Annotated in this window: 25 protein-coding genes; 11 read left to right on the top strand and 14 right to left on the bottom strand. The window is 73.5% G+C overall.

Going from position 1 to position 26215, the window contains the following annotated elements:
• The first annotated feature begins 36 nt into the window (after positions 1-36).
• The 4 genes from IE265_RS19190 (at position 37) to IE265_RS19175 (ending at position 4312) form a co-directional block, all read left to right on the top strand.
• Complete coding sequence (locus IE265_RS19190; RefSeq protein ID WP_190036846.1) at positions 37-1056, top strand: sugar ABC transporter substrate-binding protein; 1020 nt, start codon at positions 37-39, stop codon at positions 1054-1056.
• A gap of 5 nt (positions 1057-1061) precedes the next feature.
• Positions 1062-2135 (top strand): ABC transporter permease, encoded by a 1074-nt coding sequence (locus tag IE265_RS19185; RefSeq protein ID WP_190036845.1) that lies wholly within the window; start codon positions 1062-1064, stop codon positions 2133-2135.
• Between the two features lie 4 nt (positions 2136-2139).
• The gene (locus IE265_RS19180) at positions 2140-3165 is read left to right on the top strand and encodes an ATP-binding cassette domain-containing protein (protein WP_190036844.1); all 1026 of its coding nucleotides are present in this window, start codon (positions 2140-2142) and stop codon (positions 3163-3165) included.
• A 127-nt stretch (positions 3166-3292) separates the two neighbouring features.
• Entirely contained in the window at positions 3293-4312 is a 1020-nt protein-coding gene (locus IE265_RS19175; protein ID WP_190036843.1) for a Gfo/Idh/MocA family protein, read from the top strand.
• A 179-nt stretch (positions 4313-4491) separates the two neighbouring features.
• On the opposite strand, the gene IE265_RS19170 is transcribed toward IE265_RS19175, so the two are convergent.
• The 4 genes from IE265_RS19170 to IE265_RS19155 form a co-directional block, all read right to left on the bottom strand.
• Positions 4492-5514, bottom strand: a complete 1023-nt coding sequence (locus tag IE265_RS19170; protein ID WP_190036842.1) for a Gfo/Idh/MocA family protein — start codon at positions 5512-5514, stop codon at positions 4492-4494.
• A complete protein-coding gene (locus IE265_RS19165) occupies positions 5511-6515 on the bottom strand; it encodes a Gfo/Idh/MocA family protein (RefSeq protein ID WP_190036841.1) in 1005 nt (334 codons plus the stop codon). The genes IE265_RS19170 and IE265_RS19165 overlap by 4 nt, the downstream gene beginning before the upstream one ends.
• 141 nt (positions 6516-6656) lie before the next feature.
• A complete protein-coding gene (locus IE265_RS19160; RefSeq protein WP_190036840.1) occupies positions 6657-7433 on the bottom strand; it encodes an SDR family oxidoreductase in 777 nt (258 codons plus the stop codon).
• A 34-nt stretch (positions 7434-7467) separates the two neighbouring features.
• Positions 7468-8646 (bottom strand): phytanoyl-CoA dioxygenase family protein, encoded by a 1179-nt coding sequence (locus IE265_RS19155; RefSeq protein WP_190036839.1) that lies wholly within the window; start codon positions 8644-8646, stop codon positions 7468-7470.
• 106 nt (positions 8647-8752) lie between these two features.
• Here IE265_RS19155 and IE265_RS19150 point away from each other — a divergent pair, with 106 nt between their 5' ends.
• On the top strand, positions 8753-9823 hold the full coding sequence (locus IE265_RS19150; protein WP_190036838.1) for a LacI family DNA-binding transcriptional regulator: 1071 nt from the start codon (positions 8753-8755) through the stop codon (positions 9821-9823).
• Positions 9824-10240: 417 nt separating this feature from the next.
• On the opposite strand, the gene IE265_RS19145 is transcribed toward IE265_RS19150, so the two are convergent.
• Entirely contained in the window at positions 10241-10678 is a 438-nt protein-coding gene (locus tag IE265_RS19145) for a DUF4442 domain-containing protein (protein ID WP_190036983.1), read from the bottom strand.
• A 179-nt stretch (positions 10679-10857) separates the two neighbouring features.
• On the opposite strand from IE265_RS19145, the gene IE265_RS19140 reads away from it, so the two are divergent.
• A complete protein-coding gene (locus tag IE265_RS19140; RefSeq protein ID WP_190036837.1) occupies positions 10858-11865 on the top strand; it encodes a DUF8017 domain-containing protein in 1008 nt (335 codons plus the stop codon).
• 135 nt (positions 11866-12000) lie between these two features.
• The gene (locus IE265_RS19135) at positions 12001-13287 is read left to right on the top strand and encodes an MFS transporter (RefSeq protein ID WP_229916289.1); all 1287 of its coding nucleotides are present in this window, start codon (positions 12001-12003) and stop codon (positions 13285-13287) included.
• A gap of 74 nt (positions 13288-13361) precedes the next feature.
• On the opposite strand, the gene IE265_RS19130 is transcribed toward IE265_RS19135, so the two are convergent.
• The 4 genes from IE265_RS19130 to IE265_RS19115 form a co-directional block, all read right to left on the bottom strand.
• Positions 13362-14207, bottom strand: a complete 846-nt coding sequence (locus IE265_RS19130) for a spermidine synthase (protein ID WP_190036836.1) — start codon at positions 14205-14207, stop codon at positions 13362-13364.
• Positions 14208-14334: 127 nt separating this feature from the next.
• Positions 14335-14904, bottom strand: coding sequence for a DinB family protein (locus IE265_RS19125; RefSeq protein WP_190036835.1), 570 nt, complete (start codon positions 14902-14904; stop codon positions 14335-14337).
• Between the two features lie 99 nt (positions 14905-15003).
• Complete coding sequence (tuf, locus tag IE265_RS19120) at positions 15004-16194, bottom strand: elongation factor Tu (protein ID WP_190036834.1); 1191 nt, start codon at positions 16192-16194, stop codon at positions 15004-15006.
• Between the two features lie 367 nt (positions 16195-16561).
• On the bottom strand, positions 16562-17296 hold the full coding sequence (locus tag IE265_RS19115; protein ID WP_190036833.1) for a DNA alkylation repair protein: 735 nt from the start codon (positions 17294-17296) through the stop codon (positions 16562-16564).
• Between the two features lie 49 nt (positions 17297-17345).
• Here IE265_RS19115 and IE265_RS19110 point away from each other — a divergent pair, with 49 nt between their 5' ends.
• Positions 17346-18119, top strand: a complete 774-nt coding sequence (locus IE265_RS19110; RefSeq protein WP_190036832.1) for a TVP38/TMEM64 family protein — start codon at positions 17346-17348, stop codon at positions 18117-18119.
• A gap of 201 nt (positions 18120-18320) precedes the next feature.
• Here the strand turns inward: IE265_RS19110 and IE265_RS19105 are convergent, their stop codons facing one another.
• On the bottom strand, positions 18321-19490 hold the full coding sequence (locus tag IE265_RS19105; RefSeq protein ID WP_190036831.1) for a thiolase family protein: 1170 nt from the start codon (positions 19488-19490) through the stop codon (positions 18321-18323).
• Positions 19491-19610: 120 nt separating this feature from the next.
• Here IE265_RS19105 and IE265_RS19100 point away from each other — a divergent pair, with 120 nt between their 5' ends.
• Positions 19611-20069, top strand: a complete 459-nt coding sequence (locus tag IE265_RS19100) for a winged helix-turn-helix transcriptional regulator (protein WP_373302986.1) — start codon at positions 19611-19613, stop codon at positions 20067-20069.
• A gap of 100 nt (positions 20070-20169) precedes the next feature.
• Here the strand turns inward: IE265_RS19100 and IE265_RS19095 are convergent, their stop codons facing one another.
• The 3 genes from IE265_RS19095 to IE265_RS19085 are packed head-to-tail and all read right to left on the bottom strand — an operon-like array spanning position 20170 to position 23026.
• Complete coding sequence (locus IE265_RS19095; RefSeq protein ID WP_190036830.1) at positions 20170-20889, bottom strand: cupin; 720 nt, start codon at positions 20887-20889, stop codon at positions 20170-20172.
• On the bottom strand, positions 20886-21821 hold the full coding sequence (locus IE265_RS19090) for a DUF6807 domain-containing protein (RefSeq protein WP_190036829.1): 936 nt from the start codon (positions 21819-21821) through the stop codon (positions 20886-20888). Before IE265_RS19090 ends, IE265_RS19095 begins: the two co-directional genes overlap by 4 nt.
• Entirely contained in the window at positions 21818-23026 is a 1209-nt protein-coding gene (locus IE265_RS19085; RefSeq protein ID WP_190036828.1) for a Gfo/Idh/MocA family protein, read from the bottom strand. The genes IE265_RS19090 and IE265_RS19085 overlap by 4 nt, the downstream gene beginning before the upstream one ends.
• Positions 23027-23336: 310 nt before the next feature.
• Between IE265_RS19085 and IE265_RS19080 the strand changes: the two genes are divergently transcribed.
• Both IE265_RS19080 and IE265_RS19075 read left to right on the top strand, forming a co-directional pair.
• Entirely contained in the window at positions 23337-24212 is an 876-nt protein-coding gene (locus IE265_RS19080; protein WP_190036827.1) for an undecaprenyl-diphosphate phosphatase, read from the top strand.
• A 773-nt stretch (positions 24213-24985) separates the two neighbouring features.
• Positions 24986-25165 (top strand): hypothetical protein, encoded by a 180-nt coding sequence (locus tag IE265_RS19075; RefSeq protein ID WP_190036826.1) that lies wholly within the window; start codon positions 24986-24988, stop codon positions 25163-25165.
• 155 nt (positions 25166-25320) lie between these two features.
• Here the strand turns inward: IE265_RS19075 and IE265_RS19070 are convergent, their stop codons facing one another.
• The gene (locus IE265_RS19070) at positions 25321-26061 is read right to left on the bottom strand and encodes an SDR family NAD(P)-dependent oxidoreductase (protein ID WP_190036825.1); all 741 of its coding nucleotides are present in this window, start codon (positions 26059-26061) and stop codon (positions 25321-25323) included.
• Positions 26062-26215 lie beyond the last annotated feature (154 nt).

Below are 26215 nucleotides of genomic sequence, written 5' to 3'. Positions count from 1 at the left end.
AGCCTTTTCCCTGTCGCACAGTGAGGTGCCGGAAAGATGGACCGCACGTCTCGCCCCCGCTCCCGCAGATTCCCCGCCCTCGTCGCCGCGGCCGCCGCGGCGGCCCTCATGGTCACCGGCTGCTCCAGCGACTCCGGCGGCAAGAAGGCCGAGGAGAGCGCGGACAACGCGGCTGCCGGCAAGGCCGACACGCCCCGAATGAAGGTCGCGCTGATCACCCACGCGGCCCCCGGCGACACCTTCTGGGACCTCATCCGCAAGGGCGCCGAGGCCGCCGCCGACAAGGACAACGTCGACCTCCTCTACTCCAACAGCCCCGACGCGGCCAAGCAGGCCAACCTGGTGCAGAACGCGATAGACCAGAAGGTCGACGGCATCGCGATAACCCTGGCCAAGCCGGACGCCATGAAGGCGGCCGTCGCCAAGGCGAAGAAGGCGGGCATCCCGGTCGTCGGCCTCAACGGAGGCATCGACGACTGGAAGGAGCAGGGCCTCCTGGAGTACTTCGGCCAGGACGAGTCCGTGGCGGGCGAGGCCTTCGGCGAGAAGCTGAACGAGCTCGGCGCGAAGAACGCCGTCTGCGTCATCCACGAGCAGGGCCATGTCGCCCTGGAGGCACGCTGCGCCGGGGTGAAGAAGACCTTCGGGGGCAAGACCACGAACCTCTACGTCAACGGCACGAACATGCCGGCCGTGAAGTCGACGATCACCGCCAAGCTCAAGCAGGACTCGTCGGTCGACTACGTGGTGACGCTGGGCGCCCCGTTCGCCCTGACGGCCGCGCAGTCCGTCGGTGACGCCAAGAGCAAGGCCAAGGTCGCGACCTTCGACCTGAACAAGGACATGGTCAAGGCCATCGAGGACGGCGACGTCGACTTCGCCGTGGACCAGCAGCCCTACCTCCAGGGCTACTTGTCCGTCGACGCCCTGTGGCTCTACAAGACCAACGGCAACTTCAGCGGCGGCGGCCAGGAGCCGGTGCTGACCGGTCCGGCGTTCGTGGACAAGGAGAACGTCGCCGACATCGCCAAGTTCGCCGCGAAGGGCACCAGGTGATCCCCGTGTCCCAGGCAACGGCGCCGGCGGCGAGCGACTCGCCGCCGGCTTCGCCGGCCGCACCGAAGGACGGCCGGACCTCCGAACGGTCCCTGGCCAGGCGCGTACTGGCCAGGCCGGAGATCGGCGCGCTCATCGCGGCGATATCCGTGTACGTCTTCTTCTTCGCGGTGGCCTCGCCGTTCCGGGAGGCGAGTTCGCTCGCCAACGTGCTCTACGAGTCGTCCGTCATGGGCATCATGGCGCTGCCGGTGGCCCTGCTGATGATCGGCGGCGAGTTCGACCTGTCCGCCGGTGTGGCCGTGACGACCTCGGCGCTCACCGCGAGCATCCTCAGCTTCCAGCTGTCGCTGAACGTGTGGACCGGGGTGATCGTCGCCCTGGTGGTGGCGCTGGCCGTCGGGGCGTTCAACGGCTACCTGCTCGTGAGGACCGGCCTGCCCAGCTTCCTGATCACACTCGGCTCCTTCCTGATCCTGCAGGGCGCCAACCTCGCCGTCACGAAGATCTTCACCGGCAACGTCGCCACCGACTCGATCAGCGACATGCAGGGATTCGACCAGGCCAAGAAGGTCTTCGCCTCCGAGATCGGCATCGGCGGGGTCGATGTGAAGATCACCGTGTTCTACTGGCTGGTCTTCGCCGCCGCCGCGACCTGGCTGCTGCTGCGCACCAGGTTCGGCAACTGGATCTTCGCGACCGGCGGCAACGAGGAGAGCGCCCGGGCCGTCGGCGTACCCGTCACGTTCACCAAGATCGCCCTCTTCATGGGCGTCGGCGCCGGCGCCTGGTTCGTCGGCATGCACATCCTGTTCTCGTTCAACACCGTCCAGTCCGGCGAGGGCGTGGGCAACGAGTTCCTGTACATCATCGCGGCGGTCATCGGCGGCTGCCTGCTCACCGGCGGCTACGGATCGGCGATCGGCCCGGTCATCGGTGCCTTCATCTTCGGCATGGTCTCGCAGGGCATCGTCTACGCCAACTGGAACCCGGACTGGTTCAAGGCCTTCCTCGGCGTCATGCTCCTGCTCGCCGCCCTCGTCAATCTGTGGGTCCGCCGCCAGGCGACCCGGAGGTGAACCCATGACAACCGACAACTCCTCCCCGACCGGCGCGGCGGCCGGCACGGCGGACACCGGAGCGGGCACGGAGCCCGGGACGGGCGCCGCCACGAGCACGGGTACAGGCGCAGGCCCGGACAGGGGCGCGGACGGCTCCGCCGCGCCGATCGTGGAGCTGCGCGGTGCCGGAAAGGCGTACGGCAACGTCCGCGCGCTGCACGGCGTCAGCCTCGCCGTCCGTCCCGGCCGGGTCACCTGCGTCCTGGGCGACAACGGCGCGGGCAAGTCGACCCTCATCAAGATCGTCTCCGGCCTCCACCAGCACACCGAGGGCGAGTTGCTCGTGGACGGCGAGCCGGTGCGGTTCGGCAGCCCCCGCGAGGCCCTCGACCGCGGGATCGCCACCGTCTACCAGGACCTCGCCACGGTCCCGCTGATGCCGGTGTGGCGGAACTTCTTCCTCGGCTCCGAGATGACCCGCGGCCCCTGGCCGGTGCGCCGCCTCGACATCGCCCGCATGAAGCGCACCGCGGACGAGGAACTGCGCAACATGGGCATCGTCCTGGACGACCTGGAGCAGCCCATCGGCACCCTGTCCGGCGGCCAGCGCCAGTCCGTGGCCATCGCCAGGGCCGTCTACTTCGGCGCCCGCGTGCTGATCCTCGACGAGCCCACCGCGGCGCTCGGCGTGAAGCAGTCCGGCGTCGTGCTGAAGTACATCGCCGCCGCCCGCGACCGGGGCCTCGGCGTCATCTTCATCACCCACAACCCGCACCACGCCTACATGGTCGGCGACCACTTCAGCGTGCTCCGGCTGGGCACGATGGAACTGAGCGCGTCCCGCAGCGAGGTCGGCCTCGAGGAACTCACCAACCACATGGCGGGCGGCGCCGAACTCGCCGCCCTGAAGCACGAGTTGGCACAGGTGCGCGGGGTCGACGTCGAGGGGCTGCCCGAGGAGGCGGACCTCCGGGCCCCGGTCACGTCCGGAGCCGGCGCTCCCGCCCCGTCCGTCCCGACCGCGCCTCCCGGCGGGAAGGACTCCTGACGGCCCGCGGCCCGCGCGGGCCGGGCGGGCCGGGCGCCCCGGACCACCGGAGACGTCCGGCCCCCCGCCCACCATCGACCCGCCAGTTCCCGTGCCGGCGCGGCACGTGAGAAGGGACCGACCGACCATGGCACAGCGCGGACCGCTCGGGGTGGCCGTCATCGGCACCGGGAAGATGGGGGCCGACCACGTACGCCGGCTGCACGAGGTGACCAACGGGGCGCGGGTCGCCGCGGTCGCGGACGTCGACGCGGAGCGCGCGAAGCGCGCCGCCGACGGCATCGAGGGCTGTTCGGTCCACACCGACCCGATCGCGGCGATGAGGGCGGACGGCGTCGAGGCCGTACTGATCGCCTCCCCGGGGCCCGCCCACGAGGCGGCCCTGCTCGCCGCGTTCGCGCACGACCTGCCCGTCCTGTGCGAGAAGCCGCTCACCCCGGACGCGGCGTCCGCGCTGCGCGTCCTGGAGGCGGAGCGGCGGCTCGGCCACCGACGGGTCCAGGTGGGTTTCATGCGGCGCTACGACACGGAGTACGCCAGGCTCAAGTCACTGCTGGACAGCGGGGAGTTGGGCAGGCCGCTGATGCTGCACAACCGGCACCGCAACGTCTCCACCCCGCCGGGCTTCACCAGCGCGATGCTCATCAGCGACTCCGTCGTGCACGAGATGGACATCACGCGTTGGCTGCTGGGCCAGGAGATCACCGCGGTCACCGTGCTGTGCCCCACGCCGTCCGGCAACGCCCCCGAGGGCCTGCGGGACCCGCAGTTGGTGCTGTTCGAGACCGACGGAGGGGCCGTCGTGGACGTGGAGATCAACGTCAACTGCGGCTTCGGCTACCAGGTGCAGGCCGAGGTCGTGTGCGAACGCGGTACGGCCCGCATCGGCGACGGGCACGCCCTGGTCACCACCGCGGCGGGCCGCTGGGGCGGGGCCGTGGCGCAGGACTTCGTGGAGCGGTTCGAGGACGCGTACGACCGCCAGATGCAGGCCTGGGTGGACGCCACCCGGCGGGGCGAGGTCACGGGCCCCAGCGCCTGGGACGGCTACGCGACGGCCGCGGTGTGCGAGGCGGGGGTGCGCGCGCAGACCGGTGGCGGCCGGATCGCGGTCGAACTGGTGGAACGGCCGGACTTCTACCGCTGAGCCGGCGGCGGGGGCGCTTCCTGACGGATCCCCCGCCGCGTGTCCGGGGCGGAGGCCGCCCGGCGACGGTCCGCCGGGCGGACTNNCGGGCGGCCTCCGCCGTCCGCCGCTCGTGTGCCCCGCGGGGCAGCCGGCGCACCGCGTGTGCGCCCCGCGCCCGTGGCCGGCGCGCCGGGGACTCAGGAGGCCGGGAGCCCGGTGCGCGGCCTGGGCCGGAACCCGGCGGCGCGGTAGCAGTCGTCGATCAGCCGCATGGTGGCCACCGCGTCCTCGGCGTCCAGCGGCAGCGCCGCCCCGCCGCGCACCCGGGCGGCGAAGGCCTCCAACTGGTACGTGTACGAGGACCGTTTGCCGAGCTCCTCGGTCCGCTCCCCCGCCGCCGTGCGGACCACCACCCGGTCGTCGCGGTGCGGCAGGACGAAGTTCATCGCGGTCGCCTCGCCCAGGGAGCCGACGATCTTGCAGGTCATCAGCAGTTCGCCGTGGTCCATGTGGCAGCGGGCGGACCCGGTGGCCCCGCCGGGGAACACCAGGTCCGCGTCGAGCCACTCGTCGACCTCCGGCGCACCCGCACGCGCCCCGCCCCGGGCGCCGGCCAGGACCGGTGGCCCGCCGGCCCAAGGGGCCAGCATCCGCAGGGCGTGCAGCCCGTAGCAGCCGAGGTCCATGAGCGCGCCGCCCGCGAGGGACAGCGACCAGCGCGGGTCGTCCCCGGGCGGGGCGGGAACGGCGACCGTCGCCTCCACGTGCCGCAGCTCCCCGAGTTCCCCGGAGGCCAGCAGGGCGTGCAGGCGGCCCGTGACGGGGTGGAAGAGGTAGTGGAAGGCCTCCATGTACACCGTGCCGGCCCCTGCGGCGGCGTCCCGGACCTCGACGGCCTCCTCCGTGTTGCTCGCGGACGGCTTCTCCGTGAGGACGTGCTTGCCCTCGGCGAGCGCCGCGAGGTTCCACGGCCCGTGCAGTCCGTTGGCGAGGGGGTTGTAGACGACCTCCACCTCCGGATCGGCGACCAGTTCGGCGTACGAGTCCACGACGCGCTCCACGCCGTGGTCCGCGGCGAAGGCCGCGGCCCGGGACCGGTCGCGGGCGGCCACCGCGACCAGTCGGTGGCCCGTCGCGCGGGCCGGGCCCACCAGGGACCGTTCGGCGATGCGGGCGGCCCCCAGCACCCCGATGCGCAGCGGCTCTGCGGGGTTCGTCACGCGCCGCGCACCTCCTCGGTCGTCACCGCGCGGCGCTCGCGCAGGGAGAGGGTGCAGGCCTCGGCGATCCAGCCCGCCTCCAGCGCGTCGGCGACGGTGCAGGGCGAACTCCGCCGGCCTGCCACGACCTCGGTGAACACGCCGAGTTCGGCCCGGTACGCGTCGGCGAAGCGGTCCATGAAGAAGTCGTGCGGCGGGCCCGCGGGGAAGGTGGCTCCCGGCTCGACCGACCGCAGCGGCAGCTTGTCCTCCAGGCCGACCGCGATGCTGTCCCGGAAGCCGTGCAGCTCCATCCGGACGTCGTAACCGCGCGCGTTGTGGCGTGAGTTGGAGACCACGGCGAGCGTGCCGTCGTCCAGGGTGAGCACGGCGGCGGTGGTGTCGGCGTCGCCCGCCTCGGCGATGTACCGCTCCCCGCGGTTGCCGCCGGTCGCGTACACCTCGGTGACCTCGCGCCCGGTCACCCAGCGGATGATGTCGAAGTCGTGCACGGAGCAGTCGCGGAAGATGCCTCCGGAGGAGGCGATGTACGCGGCCGGCGGCGGCGCCGGGTCGAGGGTGGTGGAGCGCACGGTGTGCAGCACGCCGAGTTCACCGCCGCGGACCGCGGCGCGGGCGGCCGCGAAGCCCTTGTCGAAGCGCCGGTTGTAGCCGATCTGGATCTCGACACCGCTGTCCCGTACGGCGTTCAGGACCTCGGTGCCCTCCTTCATCGTGCGGGCGACGGGCTTCTCGCAGAAGACCGGGAGCCCCGCCTCCACCGCGGCCAGGAGCAGTCCGGGGTGGGCGTCGGTCGCGGCGGCGATCACCACGCCGTCGACACCCGAGGCGAACACCGCCTCGGGCGAGTCGGCGGCCTCGGCGCCGAGGCGTCCGACGGCGGCCGTGACCGCTCCCGCGAACGGGTCGGCGACGACGAGGGACTCGACCGTGTCGAGCCGGGAGAGGGTCTCGGCGTGGAAGGCGCCGATCCGGCCGAGGCCGAGGATGCCGATGCGCATGGTTCACGGGCTCCTTGTTCGCTTGCGTGTGTGCGGTTCACGTACTGCGCGGGCGGGGTGCGGGGACGGGACGGCGGGACAGGGGGCCGGATGCGGGTACCTGGGGTGCTTCGGTGGGGAGGGACGGGTGCGGTCGCCCGCTCAGTCGAGTCCGCCGAGGACGTTCTGGTCCCAGTCGATCACCGAGCCGGTGACGACGCCGCTGCGGTCGGAGAGCAGGAGCACGACGAAGGCGGCGATCTCGTCGGGCTGTCCGAGTCTGCCCATCGGCAGCTTCGCGGCGGCCCGTTCACGCCAGTCGTCGCCCGCGTCGTGGAAGGTCCGCTGGGTGGTGTCCTCGCCCTCGGTCTCCGTCCAGCCGATGTTCAGGCCGTTGATCCGTACGCGGTCCCATCGGTGGGCGTGCGCCGCGTTGCGGGTCAGGCCGACGAGCCCCGCCTTGGCGGCCACGTACGGCGCGAGGAAGGGCTGGCCTCCGTGCGCGGAGGAGGTGATGATGTTGACGACGGTGCCCGGGGCTCCCCGCGACACCATGTCCGCGACGGCAGCCTGCATCGCGAAGAACGGGCCCTTGAGGTTGACCGCGATGTGCGCGTCGAACAGTTCGGGCGTCGTGTCGAGCAGCGTCCCGCGCGAGGTGAGCCCGGCGGAGTTGACCAGGCAGTCCACGCGCCCGTACGCGGCGACCACCTCGGCCACACTGCCGCGGGCCTGGTCGGCGTCGGACAGGTCGGCCCGTACGTAGCTCGCCCGGGCGCCGGCACCGGTCAGCTCGCCCACCAGCGCCTCGCCCGGCCCGGGGCGGCGCCCGGTGACGGCCACCGTCGCCCCCTCGCGCGCCGCGGCCCGGGCGACGGCGGCACCGACACCCTGGCTGCCGCCGTTGACGAGGACGACCTTGCCTTCGAGAAGTCCCATGCGCGTCCCCACGTGACCGAGTCCTCCCACGGTGTCAGCTCTCGCGGCGGGCCGCGCCGTCGCGCAGCGCGGCCCTCAGCCGCTCCGGCGCCCACTCCCCGGCCAGCGCGCGGTGCACCAGGTCCGCCTGGGAGGAGGGCGTCGCCCCGTCGACGGGCGGGTCGGAGTCGAGGTTCGTCGGGAACGGGTAGCCCTCGGCGCTCGCGGCGACCACGGCGTCCAGCCAGGCCTGTCCGACGCCCTCGGCGCGGCGCCGGAGCAGCACCGGGTAGACCGCGTTCGTGACGGCCTCGCGGTCCACGCTCTCCATGGCCCGGCCGAACGCCGAGGAGACCTGGAGCAGGTTGGCCGCGCGCCGGACGTCCGTCGACCGGTTGTGTCCCGCCGCGTGCAGGAGGGCCGGGTTGAAAAACACCGCGTCCCCCTCCGCCAGGGGCAGTTGTACGTGGTGGGCCTCGAAGTACGCCTGGAACTCGGGCAGTCGCCAGGCCAGATAGCCGGGCCCGTACTTCTGCGAGTGCGGCAGGTACATCGTGGGGCCCGACTCGACGGGCATGTCGCAGTGCGCGACCGCGCCCTGGAGTGTGAGCGCCGGGGAGAGGCGGTGGACGTGGGCGGGATACGCGGCGGCGACCTCGGCGGAGAGGAATCCCAGGTGGTAGTCGCGGTGCGCGGTCTGCGCGGCGCCGCCCGGGTTCACCACGTTGATCTGGGACGTGACCTGGTAGCCGGGTCCGAGCCACGCCGTGGACACCAGGGCGATCATGTCGTTCGCGTAGTAGTCGGCGAACGCCTCGGGGTCGAGCAGGGCCGTCTTCTCCAGGGCGTTCCACACCCGGTCGTTGGCGCCTGGCCTGGCGAAGTGGTCGCCCGCGGCGGCACCGGACGCGCGCTGCCGGGCGATCAGCTCGTCGAACGCGGCTCCCGCCCGGCGGACCACCTCGCGGTCGGGGAAGGCTCCCCGCAGGACCACGACACCGGGGCCCTCGGCGAGCGCGCGGACCAGTTCGGTCTGCACGTCCCGGCGGCCGTCGGCCGTGGCGGACGCGGCGCGCAGCCGGTCGCAGTCGTAGAGCGGGACGTTCCGCTCCACGCCGCTGGCGTACGGGTGGTCGGCCGGGTCGGTCTCGCGCTCGACCAGTTCGCGCAGGGCGCCGAGGTCGCAGTCGCGCTCGGACAGCCATGCGCGGGGCCCTGAGAGAGTGCGGTGCATCCTCGTCCTCCCGGAGTTCGCAGCGACGCGTCGATGTCATTCTTGTGAGGCCGCACCCCTCGGGCAATCGTCAGAGAGCCGTCAAAAACCCCTCAAGGAGCCGGTGATGGGCCACCCGTACCCGATCAGGGAGATCGCCCGCCAGGCCGGCCTGAGCGAGGCCACCGTGGACCGGGTCCTGAACGGCAGGGGCGGGGTCAGGGAGAGCACGGCCCGGTCGGTCCAGCAGGCCGTCACGGACCTGGACCGGCAGCGGACGCAGGTGCGGCTGACGGGCCGGACCTTCATGACCGACGTCGTGATGCAGACACCGGAGCGCTTCTCCACGGCGGTGCGCGCGGCACTGGAGGCGGAACTGCCGTCCCTGCACCCGGCGGTGGTGCGCTGCCGGTTCCACTTCCGGGAGACCGGCGGCCCGGACGAGCTGGTGGAGACGCTGGACCGGACGGCGCGGCGCGGCTCGCAGGGCGTGATCCTCAAGGCGCCGGACGTCCCGGAGGTCACCGCGGCGGTGGGACGGCTGGTGGCCGCGGGCGTCCCGGTGGTGACCCTCGTGACGGATCTGCCGTCCAGCGGCCGGCTCGCCTACGTCGGCATCGACAACCGGGCGGCGGGCGCCACCGCCGCCTACCTGCTGGGGCAGTGGCTCGGCGGCCGCCCCGGCACCGTGCTCACGACGATCAGCCGCGGCTTCTTCCGCGGCGAGGAGGAACGGGAGATGGGCTTCCGGGCGGTGATGCGTACGCTTCGGCCGGCCCGTCGGCTGGTGGAGGTCACCGACAGCGACGGTCTGGACGCCACGCAGTTCGACCTCGTGCTGGCCGCGCTGCGGCAGGACCCGGAGATCGGAGCGGTCTACTCGATGGGCGGCGGCAACGTCGCGACGCTCGACGCGTTCGACGCCGTGGGCCGCCCGTGCGAGGTCTTCGTCGCCCACGACCTGGACCACGACAACGCGCGGCTGCTGCGTGCCGGGCGGCTGTCCGCCGTGCTCCACCACGACCTGCGCCAGGACATGCGCGACGCCTGCCGGCTGATCATGCGGGCCCACGGCGCCCTGCCCCCGGACAGCACTCCGGTCCTGCCGTCCGCGATCCAGGTCGTCACGCCGTACAACATGCCGCCCGGCTCGCCGCCGGCCCCGTCCCAAGGCCGCCCGAACGGACCCGGGAGCTGACCGCGGGGCCCCCGGCGCCGGACCGCTTCGACGGCTCGTCCCCGATGGGCGCCGAATGTGCCCGGACGACCGGACGGCCGGACCGGATGCGCGCCGGGGGCTCCCTGCGCGCTCCGCGCCCCGGACCGGCAGGCAGGCGGCCGGGCGCGGTCGCTGCCACTCGCCCGCCGCCCGGCGGTACGTCAGGAGGGCGACCCATCGGCCCGAGCCGTGCGGGCGCTCCTCGGCCGCCACCTGACAGTGGCTCGGCACCGGTTCGGCGGGCGACACCGAGGCCGCCGACGGCCCCGGCGGCACGGGAAGGGCCTCGGCCCTGCCCCGACCCCGGCCGCCGGACGGCCGCAGCACATCTCGGGCGGCCGCGGCGCCTCTCACGCGGACGCGGCGCACCTCGCACGGCCGCGGCGCCCGAGGGCCTCAGCCGTTGGGCCTCAGAGTCCAGATCACGGTCATCTCTCCGGTCACCGCTCCGTCCTCGCGCCGGATGGCGACGGCGACCGGGAACTCGGGGCGCTCGCCCGCGTCGAGTTCGGCGACGACGTCCGCGACGGGGCGGCCGAGCGTGGCGGTGGCCGTGACGGGCCCGCGGGCCAGCTTCTTGAAGGCGATCTCGGCGGTCACGGGCAGCGGAACGGCCCGCGCGAGCTGGTCCCCGAACGCGGCCAGCACGACGGCCCCGCTCGCGGACTCGCCCAGCGTGAACATCGCTCCGGCGTGCGGGCCGCCCACGTGGTTGTGGTACTCGCTCTGGTCCGGCAGCGCCAGGACGGCCTTCTCCGGAGTGGTCTCCAGGTACTCCAGCTTCAGGGTCCGAACCATCGGCACCGTGGCGGCGAGCATCTCGCCGATCGACATCTGGTCTGCGCTCATGACCGCATGTTACTCATGAGTAGACAGCTCTGACCAGAAGCGGAGCGCGATCGTCGCAACGGCGCCCCATACGGGACGAACCCGGTCGGCCCACCGCCTCGGTTACCGGCCTGGGCAGGGGCGGTGACCCAACCGTGTCCCTGACAGCACTAGGGTGGCTGCCCATGTGGCCAGGAAACCAGCCGCCCGGGGGCGAGCAGAACCCGCAGAACCAGAACCCGTACCAGCAGCCGGGGTACCAGCAGCCGAATCCGTACCAGCAGCCCGGGTTCCAGCAGCCGAACCCGTACGCGCAGCCGGGGCAGGCCGGTTGGACGGCGCCCGGTGCGCCGCAGCCGCCGCAGGGCGGCGGGAACGGGAACCGGACGAAGGTCGTCGCGATCGTGGCGGCCGCTGCCGTCGTGATCGCCGCCGGTGTCACGGGGCTCCTGGTGCTCGGCGGCGACAACGACAAGGACGACAAGGCGGACGGCGGCAAGGACAAGAAGTCGTCCTCGCCCAGCGCGTCCAAGGACCCGAGCGCGTCCGCGTCCTCCGGTGACGACAACCCGCGGGGCGGTGACGGCGAGAAGGCCACGATCGCGGGCTGGAAGGTCGTCATCAACCCGCGCTTCGGCACGATGTTCGACGTGCCCGCCGAGTGGGAGATCGAGAGCACCGACACGAGCGTCGGATTCGAGTGGGAGGAGAAGGGCAAGACCGACCGCACCACGGTCACCGCCCCCGCCTACCTCAAGTCCAAGTGGTGCTCGAGCGACACCGACAAGGACGGCCGCGTCGAGGACACCTCGCTCGCCACGGCCGGCACGCGCGGCGAGAACGGTGCCAAGACCACCGCCGAGGCGGCAGAGACCCGCGTTCCCTGGTGGATCTTCGGCGGCTACACGCAGCCGGACAAGAAGAGCGTCAAGTGGGACAAGGCCAAGGCCTACACCACGAAGTCGGGGCTCAAGGGCAGCATCGCCACCGCGTACTCGAGCAACACTCCGCAGAAGAAGAAGTGCGACAGCGAGGGCAAGGCCATCACCTTCGCGTTCAAGAACGGCGCGGGCGACTACGTCACCTGGAACCTGTACGGGGCCAAGGGCGTCAAGGACGAGATCCCCGAGGCGACGGTCAAGAAGATCCTCAGCACCGTGCGGCTGACCGAGGCCGCGCCGACGGACTCCTAGGCCCTCCCGCCGGCCCCTCGGGGCCGTGCACGGCACCTCCCGTCGCACGGACGGCGCGAGGTGCCGGACGCCGACCGGCCGAAGCAGCCGGCGACCGGTTTGGCAAGTCGGCCCCGCGGCGGCAATAGTCACCAGGTGAAGACCTCGTCCGCCGCTCCCGAACGCCTGCGCCGCCCCTCCTGGGCGGGCCGCAACTACACCCTGCTGACCGCCTCCGCGGTCGTGACCAACCTCGGCAGTCAGGGTGCCCTGATCGCGGCGGCGTTCGCCGTCCTGGACCAGGGCGGCGACGGCGGCGACGTGGGCCTGGTCGCGGCGGCCCGCACGCTGCCGCTGGTGCTCTTCCTGCTGATCGGCGGCGCGGTCGCGGACCGCCTTCCCCGGCACCGCGTCATGGTCGCGGCCAACGCCCTCAACTGCGTCTCCCAGGCCGCGTTCGCCTTCCTCGTGATCTCGGGCGAGCCGCAGCTCTGGCAGATGATGCTCCTCACCGCGCTCGGCGGCACGGGCCAGGCGTTCTTCAACCCCGCCGCCGAGGGCATGCTGTTCTCCTCGGTGAGCGGCAGCCAGGCCGGCCGCGCCTTCGCCATGTTCCGCCTCGCGATGCACGGTGCGGGCCTGGGCGGTGCCGCGCTCGGCGGGGCCATGGTCGCCCTGGTCGGCCCCGGTTGGGTGCTCGCCGTGGACGCGGCCGCCTTCGCGGTCGCCGGCGCCCTGCGCGTGTTCCTCGACGTGAGCCACATCCCGCCGCGCGCCCCGGGCGGCGGCCTGCTCGCCGACCTCCGGGAGGGCTGGCAGGAGGTCGTCGGGCGGCCCTGGCTGTGGTCGATCGTCGCCCAGTTCTCGGTCGTGGTGGCCGTGGTCGGCGCGGCCGAAGCGGTGTACGGACCACTGGTCGCCCGGGACAGCCTCGGCGGGCCGGGTCCGTGGGGCCTGGCCCTCGCGGCGTTCGGCGCGGGCACGGTCGGCGGGGCGCTGCTGATGATGCGCTGGAAGCCCCGGCGGCTGCTCCTCGCCGGATCCCTCTGCGTCTTCCCGCTCGCACTGCCCTCGGCGGCGCTGGCCGTGCCCCTCCCGGTCGGCCCGCTGTGCGCAGTGATGTTCGTGACCGGCGCGTCCATAGAGGTCTTCGGCGTCTCCTGGATGACCGCGCTGCACCAGGAGATCCCGGAGGACAAGCTCTCCCGCGTCTCGGCGTACGACTGGTTCGGCTCCATCGCCATGGTCCCGCTGGCCACCGCCCTCGCGGGCCCGGCGGAGTCCGCGTTCGGGCGCACCGCCTCGCTGTGGGGCTGCGCGGTGCTGGTGGTCGTGGTGACGGCGGCGGTGCTGTGCGTACCGGATGTCCGCAGACTGACCAGGCGGACGAGGGAAGTGGCCCAGGGAGTGCCGCGGAGCGAGCCCGCGCGCTCGGAGGTCTGACCCGCCGGACCCCTCGCCCGACGGCGGCAACGGCAGCGGCAGGCCATGGTGCCGGGCCGGTGCCGTCCCTCGGCTCAGCCGATGCCGAACGCCCCGTCCGGAGGCTCCGGCGAGGGCACCGCGTCCTCGTCGTGCACGGGCCGCGCGTCCCCGACGAGGAGGCGCAGCGTGTCGCCGTGCTCGACACGCGCCGGGAAGGCGTCCGCCGCCGTACGGCGGGCGAGGGCGGCCGTGTCGAACGGCCGGTGCGAGGCGACCAGCACGGCGTTGCCGAAGCGGCGTCCGCGCAGCACCCCCGGCTCGGCGACGAGCGCCGACTCCTCGAAGACGGCCGCGAACGTCGCGAGTTGGGAGCGCAGGAAGGCGAAGGGGGCGGCGTCGGCGAGGTTGGCCAGGTACACGCCGCCGGGGCGCAGGACCCGCTCCGCCTCGCGGGCGAACTCCAGCGACGTCAGGTGTGCCGGCACGCGTGAGCCGCCGAAGACGTCGGCTATCAGCACGTCGGCCGAGCCGCCCGGCGCGGATTCCAGCCAGGCCCGGGCGTCCGCGCCGTGCAGTGCGATGCCCGCGTCCGCGGGTACCGGCAGATGCTCCACGACGAGGTCCAGCAGCGCGGCGTCGGCCTCCACGACGTCCTGCCGGGACCCGGGCCGGGTCGCGGCGACGTAGCGGGGCAGCGTGAGCGCGCCGCCGCCCAGGTGCAGCACGTCGAGGGCCCGCCCCGGCTCGACGACGATGTCCAGGACGTGCCCGAGCCGCCGCGTGTACTCGAACTCCAGGTGGCCCGGCTCGTCCAGGTCGACGTACGACTGGGGCGCGCCGTCGACCGTGAGGAGCCAGGCCCGCTCCCGGTCGATGTCCGGCATCAGCTTGGCGGTCCCGTGATCCACTGCCCGCGTCACGGGTATCGGCTCGTCCACGGGTCCATTGTGCCCGCGCCCCGCGCCCCCGGGTCACGACCACGACCGGATGCCGCGCCCGCGGGCACCCGGCGGTCCGGGCCGGGCTGCGGCGCGTGCCGGGGCGGTGCCTGCCAGGGGGCCGGGCTCAGAGGCCGATCGCCCCGTCGATCCGTTCACGCAGCAGATCGGCGTGGCCGTTGTGGCGGGCGTACTCCTCCACCATGTGCAGCAGGACCCAGCGCAGCGACACGGGCCCGCGCCACGGGTCCTCGCCCTCCAGACCGAGGCCGGGCGCCCCGGCGGCGAACTCCTCGGCGAACGCCACCTCGGCGCGCCAGGCCCGCCAGGCCCCGGCGATCACGGCCGGATCGGCCGTGGCGCCCTCGAAGTCGCCGTCCGGGCACTCCGGCGAGGAGAAGAGGGCCGGCGCGTCCTGCCGGGCGAGCGCCCGCCGGAACCAGCGGCGCTCCACGTCCGCGAGATGCCGGACGAGGCCCAGCAGCGACAGCGTGGAGGGCTCCGCGGAGCGCAGCGCCAACTCCGCGTCCAGTCCGGCGCACTTCATCTCCAGCGTCGTCCGCTGGGCACGCAGGACGTCGGTGAGCAGGGTCCGTTCGTCGGCGGTCGCGGACGTACGGAAGCGCGGGTCGTCCTCCCCGGCGGCGAACAGCTCGGCTCTTCTGCTGGGGGCCGGACCCGGCCGGGTGCTCGTCATGGCCCCATCCTCGGCCCAGGACGCGGCCCGGCGCACCCGAGTTCGACCGCCGGCGGCCGTGCGCCCCTCCCCCGTGGAAGGGGCGCACGGCCGCGGGGCTCAGCCGACGGCGGTCACCGTGCCGGCGCCGACCGTCCTGCCGCCCTCGCGGATCGCGAAGCCGAGTCCCGGCTCCAGCGGCACCTCGCGGCCCAGCTCGACCGTCATGGTGACGGTGTCGCCGGGCCTGGCGACGGCGAGCTCCCCGAGGTCGACGTCACCGACCACGTCCGCCGTGCGGATGTAGAACTGCGGCCGGTACCCGGTGGACACCGGTGTCGTACGGCCGCCCTCCCGCCCGGACAGGACGTACACCCGCGCGGTGAAGTGCCGGCCGGGCACCACGCTGCCTGGCGCCGTGACGACGTGCCCGCGGCGCACCGCGTCACGGGGCACCCCGCGCAGCAGCAGCGCCACGTTGTCGCCGGCCTGGGCCTCCGCCATCGGCCTGCCGAAGGTCTCCAGGCCGGTGACCACGGTGTCCACCGAGGCGCCGAGCACCTCGACGCGGTCGCCGACGCGGATCGTGCCCCGCTCGACGGCGCCGGTGACGACCGTGCCGCGTCCGGTGATCGTGAGCACGTTCTCGACGGGCAGCAGGAACGGCGCGTCGAGATACCTCTCCGGCATCGGGACGTACGTGTCCACGGCGTCCAGCAGCGCCTCCACCGAGGCCGTCCAGCGCGGGTCCCCCTCCAGGGCCTTCAGCCCGGAGACCCGTACGACCGGTACGGCGTCGCCGCCGTAGCCGTGCGTGGAGAGCAGTTCCCGGACCTCCAGCTCCACGAGGTCGGCGAGCACGGCGTCCTCGCCGTCGTCCACGGCGTCCGCCTTGTTGAGGGCCACGACGATGTGGTCGACGCCCACCTGCCGGGCGAGCAGCACGTGTTCGGCGGTCTGCGGCATGATCCCGTCGAGCGCGGACACCACGAGGATCGCCCCGTCGAGCTGGGCCGCGCCCGTGACCATGTTCTTGATGTAGTCGGCGTGGCCCGGCATGTCCACGTGCGCGTAGTGGCGGGTGTCGGTCTCGTACTCGACGTGCGAGATGTTGATGGTGATGCCGCGCTCGGCCTCCTCCGGGGCGCGGTCGATCCGGCCGAACGGTACGTAGCGGGTGGAGCCGCCGGAGCCGCGCTCGGCGAGGACCTTGGTGATGGCGGCGGTCAGGGTGGTCTTGCCGTGGTCGACATGACCCATGGTGCCGATGTTGAGATGCGGTTTGGTGCGCGTGTAAGCCGTCTTGGACATGGCGGTACCTCGAAGCCTCTTCGGTGTCGGCGGAGCTGAGTGACGACCCGGCGGCCGAACGGCCGGGAAGGGGACCCCGAGGACGGGCCGACCCTCCCCCTGCGGGGTCCGCCGGAGTGTCCGGGAAGGGTCAGCTTCGGGCGCCGTCCGCGGCGGCCGCGGTGAGCGGGACGGCAGCCTTCGGAGCGGCCGCGACTGCGGCTGCTGCGAGGAAGGCGTACCGGAACATGAGCCGATCATCGCCGACGCCCGGGGGCCCGTCGAATGGTTTTCGGCGCCCCGGGGCGGGTGTTTCCCCTGGTGCGTCAGGGTCCGGGGTTCCCCGGGAGCCGATGCGTTTCGGGGCCCGCCGGACTCCGGAGGGGCTTCAGGGTCCGACGTTCTTCAGTGCCTCGCGGACGGACAGCGGCGACAGCCGTCCGCGCTCCCGGGCGACGAACGCGCGCACGGCGTCCGGATCGGTCTTCGCGTACTCGCGCAGGCACCAGCCGATGGCCTTGCGGATGAAGAAGTCGGGGTGGCCCGCCTGCCGTACGCAGTAGGCGAAGAGGCGTTCCGTGTCGGTGTCGCCCTTGGAGCGGAGCTGGTGGAGGAGGGCGGTGCGCGCGATCCACAGGTCGTCGTCCTCGATCCACGCGTCCATGTCGGCGCGCAGGGCGGGGTCGGCCGCCACCAGGCCTCCCACCACGTGTGCGGCGAGGGCGTCGACGGTGTCCCACCAGGGGACCGTGGAGACGAGCCGCCGCGCGACGGGCAGGAACCCCGACGAGAGACGCCTCACATGGCGGCGCAGGTAGTCGACCGCGAAGTACTGGTACTCCCGCTCCGGCAGCCGCCAGCAGCGCAGCGCCACGGCGACGCAGTCGGCCTCCTCCGGCCGGGGTGTGCCCGCGAGGACGACACGGGACAGCGCACGGCGGTCCGGCGTGGTCAGGCCGAGGAAGGGGGCGATGTCCTTCATGTACGCGCGCGCCGACGCGGCGCGTCGCGGGTCGGCCGCCGCCGCGTAGGTGGCGGTGAGCCGCTCCAGCACGGTGTCCGCCAGGGCGCTGGGTGGCGGCACCGGGCGGCGGTCCGGTGCTCCGGAAGCTGTGACCTCCATGAGACGAACCATACGGCGATCACACACACGGGTCGGTTAGTGTCGCCGGATGCTCGATGCCACCACCCGCTCTGGGGGCACCGCCACGGCCACTCCCCCGCTCCCCGCACCGGCTCTCGTCCCCACCGGGTTCGCCGGCTCCCCCACAGGTGTCGCCGCTCGCTGCACGAGAGCACTGCTCTCTCCGTGGTCCCGGTTCTCCCTGCTGGTGACGCTGCTCGTGGCGGCCGGCGGGAGTGTGCTGCTGTTCGAGCCGCAGAGACTGCTGGCCGACGGCTGGCCTCCGCAGCTCGGCGGGGCCGGCGCGGCCCTGGTGTTCGCGGCGGCGTACGGGCTGTGCACGGTGGCGTTCGTGCCGCGCCCGATCCTGAACCTCGCGGCGGGTGCCCTGTTCGGCTCGCAGCTCGGCATCGGCGCGGCGGTCGGCGGCACGGTGCTGGGGGCCGGGATCGCCTTCGGTCTGGGCCGAATGCTCGGGCAGGACGCCCTGCGCCCGCTGCTGCGGGGCCGCTGGCTGAAGGCGGCGGACGGGCAGCTCAGCCGCCACGGCTTCCGCTCGATGCTCGCCGCGCGGCTCTTCCCCGGGGTCCCGTTCTGGGCCGCGAACTACTGCGCGTCGGTGTCCCGCATGGGCTGGCTGCCGTTCCTCCTCGCCACGGCGCTGGGCTCGGTCCCGAACACGGCCGCGTACGTCGTCGCCGGTGCCCGCGCCTCGGCCCCCACCTCCCCGGCCTTCCTGATCGCGATGGCCTGCATCGCGCTGCCGGCCCTGGGCGGAGCGGTCGTCGCCTGGCGCAAGCGGCACCACTTCAGGTCCCGCTGACGGACGCGGCCCGGCCGACGGGCCGCCGGGCCGGCCCACGGACGCCCCGCCCCCGCGCCCGGCGCCGAGCCGGCCCCGAGGACCCGCCGCCCCCCGCTCCCGGGAAGCCCCCGCTCGCGGGCCCGGACGGCCCCGGACCCGCGAGCACCCGAAACCCCCGCCCACGCCCACGCTCTCGCCCACGCGCGGAGCTCCTCGCGCCTACAGCCCTTCCAGGACCATCGCGTTGGCCAGGCCGCCCGCCTCGCACATCGTCTGGAGCGCGTAGCGCGCCCCGCGCTCCCGCATCGCGTGGACCAGCGTGGTCGTCAGCCGGGTGCCGCTCGCGCCGAGCGGGTGCCCGAGGGCGATCGCGCCGCCGTGGACGTTGACCTTGGCGAGGTCGGCGCCCGTCTCCTGCCGCCAGGCGAGGACGACACTGGAGAACGCCTCGTTGACCTCGAAGAGGTCGATGTCGTCGAGGGTCAGCGAGGCCCGGCGCAGCACCTTCTCCGTGGCGGGGACGACCCCGGTGAGCATCAGCAGGGGGTCGGACCCGGTGACGGCGAAGCTGTGCAGCCTGGCCAGCGGCCTCAGCCCGAGCCGGGCCGCGACCTCGCCGGAGGTGATCAGCACGGCGGAGGCCCCGTCGTTGACGGGGCTGGCGTTGCCCGCCGTGACGTTCCACTCGATCTGCGGGAACCGTTCGCCGAAGGCCGGGTCGTAGTACGCGGACCGCAATCCGGCGAGCACCTCGGTGGTGCTGTCCGGCCGCACGCACTCGTCCCGGGCGACGCCGTCGAGGGGGGCGACCTCGGCGTCGAACAGGCCCTGCTCCCACGCCGCCGCGGCCTTGCGGTGCGACGCCACGGCGAACGCGTCCATCTCCTCCCGGGAGAGCGACCACTTGGCCGCGATCAGTTCGGCGCTGATGCCCTGCGGGACCAGTCCCCCGGGGTGGCGCTCGGCGACGCCCGGTCCGAACGGGTCCGCGCCCTCGGGCACGTTCGACCACATGGGCACACGGCTCATCGACTCGACGCCGCAGGCCACGACCATGTCGTACGCCCCCGCCATGACGCCCTGTGCCGCGAAGTGGACGGCCTGCTGGGAGGAACCGCACTGCCGGTCAACGGTGGTCGCCGGGACCGACTCGGGGAAGCCCGCCGAGAGGACGGCGTAGCGGGTGGTGTTCATGGCCTGCTCGCCGACCTGGTCGACGGTCCCGCCGATGACGTCGTCGATGAGGGCGGGGTCGACGCCGGAGCGCTCGACGAGGGTGCGGAGGGTGTGGGCGAGGAGTTCCACGGGATGGACGTGGGCGAGCGAGCCGTTCGGCCTGCCCTTCCCCACGGGAGTGCGTACGGCTTCGACGATGACTGCGTCACGCATGGTCGGCCCCTCGGCGTCTGCGGGTTCGCGGATGGTGGGTTTGGTTTTCAAACTTGCCAAGTGACTCCACGGTAACCCAGTGGGTTGGAAGAACCAACCCACTCTCCTAGACTGGTGCGCATGAAGGACGCCCGCCCCTGTTCGATCGCCGGCACACTCGCCCTCGTCGGCGAGAAGTACTCCCTGCTCGTGCTGCGCGAGGTGTCCCTGGGCGCCAGGCGGTTCGACCAGCTGGTCCGCAACACCGGCGCCCCGCGCGACGTACTGGCGACCCGCCTGAAGCGACTGGTCGACGCCGGCGTGCTGGAGAAGGTGGCCTACAGCGACAGGCCGCGGCGGTTCGAGTACCGGCCGACACGGGCGGGCCTCGATCTGGAGCCGGTCCTGCTGACGCTCATGGCGTGGGGCGACCGCCATCTCAACGCGGGCGACCGACCGATGGTGCTGGAACACTCCGGCGACCACGAACTGGTGCCGGTCGTGACCTGCGCGGAGTGCGGCGAGGAGGTCGCGCACGACGACGTGACGGCCCACCCGCGGGCCGCCGGCTGGACGGTGACGGGCCCGACGGCGGCCTGAACCCCGCCGGACCGCCGTCCCCGCGCGATGTGCGCCCCGGCCTCCGGGCGGCCGGTCGAGGGCCCGGAGGCCGCCCGCCCGCCGTCCACGGCGGCCCCGGCTACCGCCCCCGGTACACGTCCAGCCGCCCGCACATGCCGAACACCGCGTGCGCCGAGGGTTGTTCGGCTCGCACTGCCGCCTGCGCGAGGTGGGTCACGTCGCCCCGCTCCAGCCGGTCGAGCTGCTCCCCGGTCGCCGCCGCCGCGGCCTCGGCACCCCGCCTCCACCGCTCGCGCCACGCGTCGAGCCGGGGCCGTACGAGAGCCGCCGCGGCCCGGTGGAAGGCGGCGAGCGGCTCGGGCCCGTCCGCCTCGCGCAGCGCCCGGTACCCCTCCAGGGCGAGGTCGCGCCGCGCCCGGACGACGCGTTCGCGCTCCTCCTCGGGCGCGTCAGCGGGAACGGCCGTCGCCTCGGCGTACGTCGCCGGGTCGGTCAGGAACTCGGGCGGCAGGGTGAGTACGGCGTCACCGGCCTCCGGCAGCCCGCCGTTCTGCATGAGCACGGTGATCCGCAGCCGGTCCTCGTCGACGAGCCGGTGGATCGTGCCCGGCGTGAACCAGGCCACCGTGCCGGGTTCGAGAGGCGTGACCGCGCACCCCGAGGCCGTCAGGGTCTGCACCGCGCCCCGCCCGCCGGTGACGACGTACGCCTCCGAACAGGCCAGGTGCAGATGGGGGGTTCCGCCGCACACGCCGTCCGCCGCGGGCCAGTCGTAGACCGACAGGTGCGAGACGGCGACCCCGCCCGGAAGGCCCGTGAAGGGCTCGGCGGCGCTCACCACGGGTGCTCCGCCAGGTACTTGGCGATCTCGTCCCGCTCCCACACCCCGTCGGCGACGACGACCCGGTAGCGCCTGGTGAGGGTGTCGCCCGGGGCGAGTTCGAGTTCGTCGTGGAACGCGAAGGACGGGGCGACGGCGGCGAAGGGCTCGTTGCGCACGAACCAGTGGGACGGGTGGGCGCCGCCGGCACCCGTGTGGTCGTTCTCGGGGGCGTGCGCGAAGACCAGCGTCGCGTGCCCGTCGGCGTCGTCGTGCTCCCCGGAGTACGCGAGCCAGGGCGCCTGCCGCCCCATCAGGCCGGGCCCCTCGCCGTCGGGTCCGAGGACCCTCCCCTGCCGGAAGGCGCGCGGACCTCGCCAGAACAGCCCCGTGTAGCCCGCCATCTCCCGCCCGGCCGTCGTGGGACTGCCGAACAGCAGTGGCGTGTCCCGGCGGTTGGTGACGGCGGTCGTCCAGGTCAGCGCCCAGGAGCCGGACGCCCGGTCCACGTCGTGCACCTCGACGCGCCGCTCCTCCTCGGCCCACAGCGAGCCGTCGTACGGATGCCAGGTGAGCCGCTCGGCGACGACCGCGCCGCCGGGCCGGGCGGCGACCTCGTCGAAGCCGGTGTGCGCCATCGACCCGACGCGCTCCGGGAGTTCGAGGTACCCCTGGCCGTGCACGTAGCTGTTGCCGCCCCACAGGTTCGCGCCCGACAGGTGCGAGGCCGTCATCTGCAGGCCCTTGTGCCAGCGGTGGTCATTGGGCCGGTACCCGGTGACGACCCGGCCCGCCAGGGTCCTGAGCGGGTGCAGGTACGGCTTGGGCGCCTCCCAGGCCGCCTCGGGACCGTAGACGTAGCTCAGCAGCGCGACCCCGCTCACCGGGTCGGTGACCGTGACACGGTCGCCGTGGGCGTGGACGACGCGCAGCGCGCCGGGTCCGGTCATGCCGATGCCTCCTCGTGACGCGGGGGCGCCCAGCCGGGCGCGCCGCCGTGCAGCGCGGTGTGGAAGGGGTCGCCGGGGCCGATCCCGCCGGCGCGGACGGTGGTGTCCGTGAACGCGGACTTGTAGAGCGCGGAGACCAGTTCCAGGCTGGCGCGCCCGTCGACGCCGCTGCTGCGCGGCCGCTCGCCCGCGCGCATGCTCGCGACCAGGTCGCGGAGTTGGGCCAGGTGCGAGCTCGGCACGTCCGGGCCGAAGTCCCGCCAGGCCGCCGCCTCCCCGGCCGGTACGCCGGGTGCGGGCGTGACACGCCAGTCGGCGTTGCGATGGCCGTAGAGGTGGGTCAGTTCGACCGTGGCCCGCTCGCAGTCGACACGGATCCTGCTGACCTCGTCCGGACTGAGCACGCTGTTGACCACGGTGGCCAGGGCCCCGCTCTCGAAGCGGACCAGGGCGATCGAGACGTCCTCGGTCTGCACGTCGTGCACCAGGCGGCCGGCCATCGCCCGCACTTCGCTCCACGGCCCGAGCAGATCCAGGAGCAGGTCCATCTGATGGATGCCGTGCCCCATCGCCGGGCCGCCGCCCTCCGTCTCCCACCTGCCGCGCCAGGGAACCGCGTAGTAGTCGGCGTTGCGGTACCAGGTCGTCTGGCAGTGCGCCACGAGGGGCCTCCCCATGGCGCGCTCGGCGATCAGCCGCCGCACGTGCCGCGCGCCCGAGCCGAAGCGGTGCTGGAAGACGACAGCCGCGTACGGGCCGCCCTCGGCCCCCTCGTGCGCCTGAACCGCGTCGAAGTCCGCGAGGCTCGGCACGGGCGGCTTCTCGCACCACACCCAGGCGCCCGCGCGCAGTGCGGCGACCGTCTGCTCGCGGTGCAGGGCCGGCGGGGTGCAGACGCAGACGAGGTCGGGGCGCTGCTCGGCCAGCATCCGGTCGAGGTCGGTGTAGCCGTGCGGGACGCCGCCCGCCGCGCAGAAGCGCTTCACCGCGTCGGCGTCGACGTCGACGGCGGCGACGATCTCCGCCTCGCCCTCGGCGGCCAGTGCGGCGAGGGCGGGAAGGTGGCTGCCGGAGGCGATGCCCCCGGTGCCGACGACGGCGGCCCGCACGGGGCGGCCGCCGAGCGGTGCGGCGGGGCGGTGCACGTGCCGGGATGCTCCGGGCTCGGTCGGACTGCTGCTGCTTGCGTCGCGGGAGGTATCCATGGCTGTGATCAGCACTCCATCGGACGTGTCGGTTGATCCGGCGGACGCCTGCCCGTCGCGGCGGCCGTGCGGGACCGCGCGCGGACAGCAAGCGCTTTCACTCCTCGCGGAAACGTAAGCGGACGCGTCGCGGCGGGTCAACACCCTGGTCACCGTCGCGAGGTCTCCCCCAAGGAGGCCCTGTGGTCGCCCGGTTCGCACGGGGCGCTACGCTGCCCCGAGCGCGCCTGATCATCACGACGCACAACCCGGCACGCCCGTCCGGCCATTCACCCCGCTCCCGCCATCAGCACTTGGATCGCGTAACTTCATGTCTTGGTTTGAATCCCTCATCCTCGGACTCGTCCAGGGGCTGACCGAGTTCCTGCCCATCTCGTCCAGCGCGCACCTGCGGCTGACCGCGGCGTTCGCGGGCTGGGAGGACCCGGGAGCGGCCTTCACCGCGATCACCCAGATCGGCACGGAGACAGCGGTGCTGATCTACTTCCGCAAGGACATCAGCCGGATCGTCTCGGCCTGGTTCCGCTCGCTCACGAACAAGGCGATGCGGCAGGACCACGACGCGCAGATGGGCTGGCTCGTGATCATCGGGTCGATCCCGATCGGCGTGCTGGGCATCACCCTCAAGGACCAGATCGAGGGCCCCTTCCGCGACCTGCGCCTCACCGCGACGATGCTCATCGTGATGGGCGTCATCCTGGGTGTCGCGGACCGGCTCGCGGCACGCGACGAGGTCGGCGGGAAGCACCGGGCGGCCCGGGAGCGCAAGTCGCTGCGGGACCTGAGCGTCAAGGACGGCCTGATCTACGGCGTCTGCCAGGCCCTGGCCCTCATCCCGGGCGTCTCACGCTCCGGCGCCACCATCAGCGGCGGCCTCCTCATGGGCTACACCCGTGAGTCCGCGGCCCGTTACTCGTTCCTGCTGGCCATCCCGGCCGTACTCGCCTCCGGCGCCTTCGAGTTGAAGGACGCGAGCGAGGGGGGACATGTCTCGTGGGGACCCACGGTCTTCGCGACGATTGTCGCGTTCGTGGTGGGATACGCAGTCATCGCCTGGTTCATGAAGTTCATCACCACGAAGAGCTTCATGCCGTTCGTCTACTACCGCGTCGCGCTCGGCATCCTCATCATCGTGCTGGTCAGCACGGGTGCGCTGAGCCCGCACGCGGCCGAGTCGGCCGGCTGACGTCCTCCGCCCACGGACCGGCCCGACGCATGTACGGGCCGGTCCGTGGCGTATCCGGGCCGACCCGACGCGTATCCGGGTCGGCCCGACGCATGTACCGGCCGGCCCGACGCGTATGCGGGCCGGCCCGACGTACGTCCGGGTCGGCCATTCGCGCTTCCGGGTCGGCGCGGCCGTGCCCGGGCCGGACCACATGCGTCCAGGTCCGTCCGGCGCGGCGCGCGCCCCGGCAGGATCGGCGCTCCTGACACGATCCGGGCCCCGGCAGCGTCGGCCGCCCCGATCGCCCCGGCCGCTCGGCCCCGGGCCCGTGACCACCCGGCCGCCGTCGCTGCAATCCCGCCCGCGCACTTGGCGGAAGCGCACCCGGTACCCCGCGGCGACCGACGTGCCCCTCACGAGATCGGCGCACCGGTGTTCCCGGCCGCGCGGAGGCATTCCGCACGCACGGGGGCAATCGCTTCCCGATCCCCTAAGTGCGCGCAGGGCGGTGCTGACCGGGCCGACGGACGGGACGCCGGCCGCGACCGCCGCGGACTCGGCGCGGCGGCCCCGCGTACGCGGCCGCACGGACACTCCGTCGTGCGCGCCGCCGCAGCGGACGGTACCCGTCGGCCCCGCCCGGCGGCCGTGCCGCGGCCCCGCAGGGCACCGGGCGACCGCCACCTTCTCCAACACGGCGGCCCTTAAACGTTTTTGGCGTGACCAACCACATACGGGCTGGGTAGTCGTCCGGTAGCGCGCTGTCAGTCGTTGGCCCTACGCTTGTTCGCATGTCCCCCGATTCCCTCACCCCTGGTTCCGCACGGTCTGCCGCCGTGCTGAATGAGCAGATCCGCGCGTTATGGATACGCGCGGGCGGTTCGCTGTCCCCACAGGAGCGGGCGGAGTACGAACTGCTCGTGGTGGAGTGGGCGGCGGCGGTCCGCGACGAGGTCGTCGAAGCGGCGTGAACTTCCGGGCGGGGCAAGGACATCCCCGCCGCCGGACGAGGCGGGACGCGCCCCCGCCACCCCCGACCCCCGACCTGCGACACAAGGCACAAGGCACAAACCGCACGCCACTCGCCGGGCGGCGCCCGACCACCCCTCCGGGCGGGCGCCCTTCGTCAGCGGCCCCCCGCCACCCTCAGCACCGCCCCCGTCACGTACGACGCCTCGGGCGACAGCAACCACGCGACGGCCGCCGCGATCTCCGCGGGTTCGCCCGGCCGTCCGAGCGGGATCGCCGGAGCCATCCGGGCGGGACGGCCCGGATCACCCATGGCCGCGTGCATGTCGGTGTCGACCAGGCCGGGAGCGACCCCGTTCACCCGCACGCCGTCCGGACCGAGCTCCTTCGACAGACCCACGGTCAGGGCGTCGATCGCGGCCTTGGTGGCCGCGTAGTGGACGTACTCCCCCGGACTGCCGAGCGTGGCGGCCGCCGACGAGACGTTGACGACCGAACCGGCGCCCCGGGCGGCCATGTCGCGCGCGGCCCGGCGCGAACACAGCAGCGTGCCCAGGAGGTTGACCTCCAGGACGCGGCGCAGCACCGCTGTGTCCGTGTCCGCGAGCCGGCCGAGCTGACCGGTCACCCCGGCGTTGTTCACGAGGCCCGTCACGGGCCCGAGGCTCTCGGTCGCGGTGTCGAAGAGCCGCTCCACGTCGTCCTCCTCGGAGGTGTCGACCCGGACGGTGACGCACCGGGCCCCGGCCGCCCGTACCGCCGCCGCGGTGCGCTCCGCGGCCTCGTCGTCGCGCGTGTACCCGAGGGCCAGGTCGTGGCCGTCCTCCGCCAGTCGCAGACAGGTCGCCGCACCGATCCCCCTGCTGCCGCCCGTTACCACCGTGACGGGTCGAGACATGCGCACTCTCCTCCGTGATGCCTGTATGAGCCATCCATGATCCCAGGCCGTCCGGGCCGGTGTCCCGGAACCGCCGCACCCCCCGCACTCCCGCACCCCTCCGGCCCGACTCCGGGCGGCGGCAGGGCCCTCGGCGGCGAAGAGCCGGGCGGAG

Source organism: Streptomyces fructofermentans (assembly GCF_014651055.1).
Classification (GTDB): domain Bacteria; phylum Actinomycetota; class Actinomycetes; order Streptomycetales; family Streptomycetaceae; genus Streptomyces; species Streptomyces fructofermentans.
Note: the sequence above shows the minus strand (reverse complement) of the source record. Positions and strands in the feature narration are given on the sequence as shown.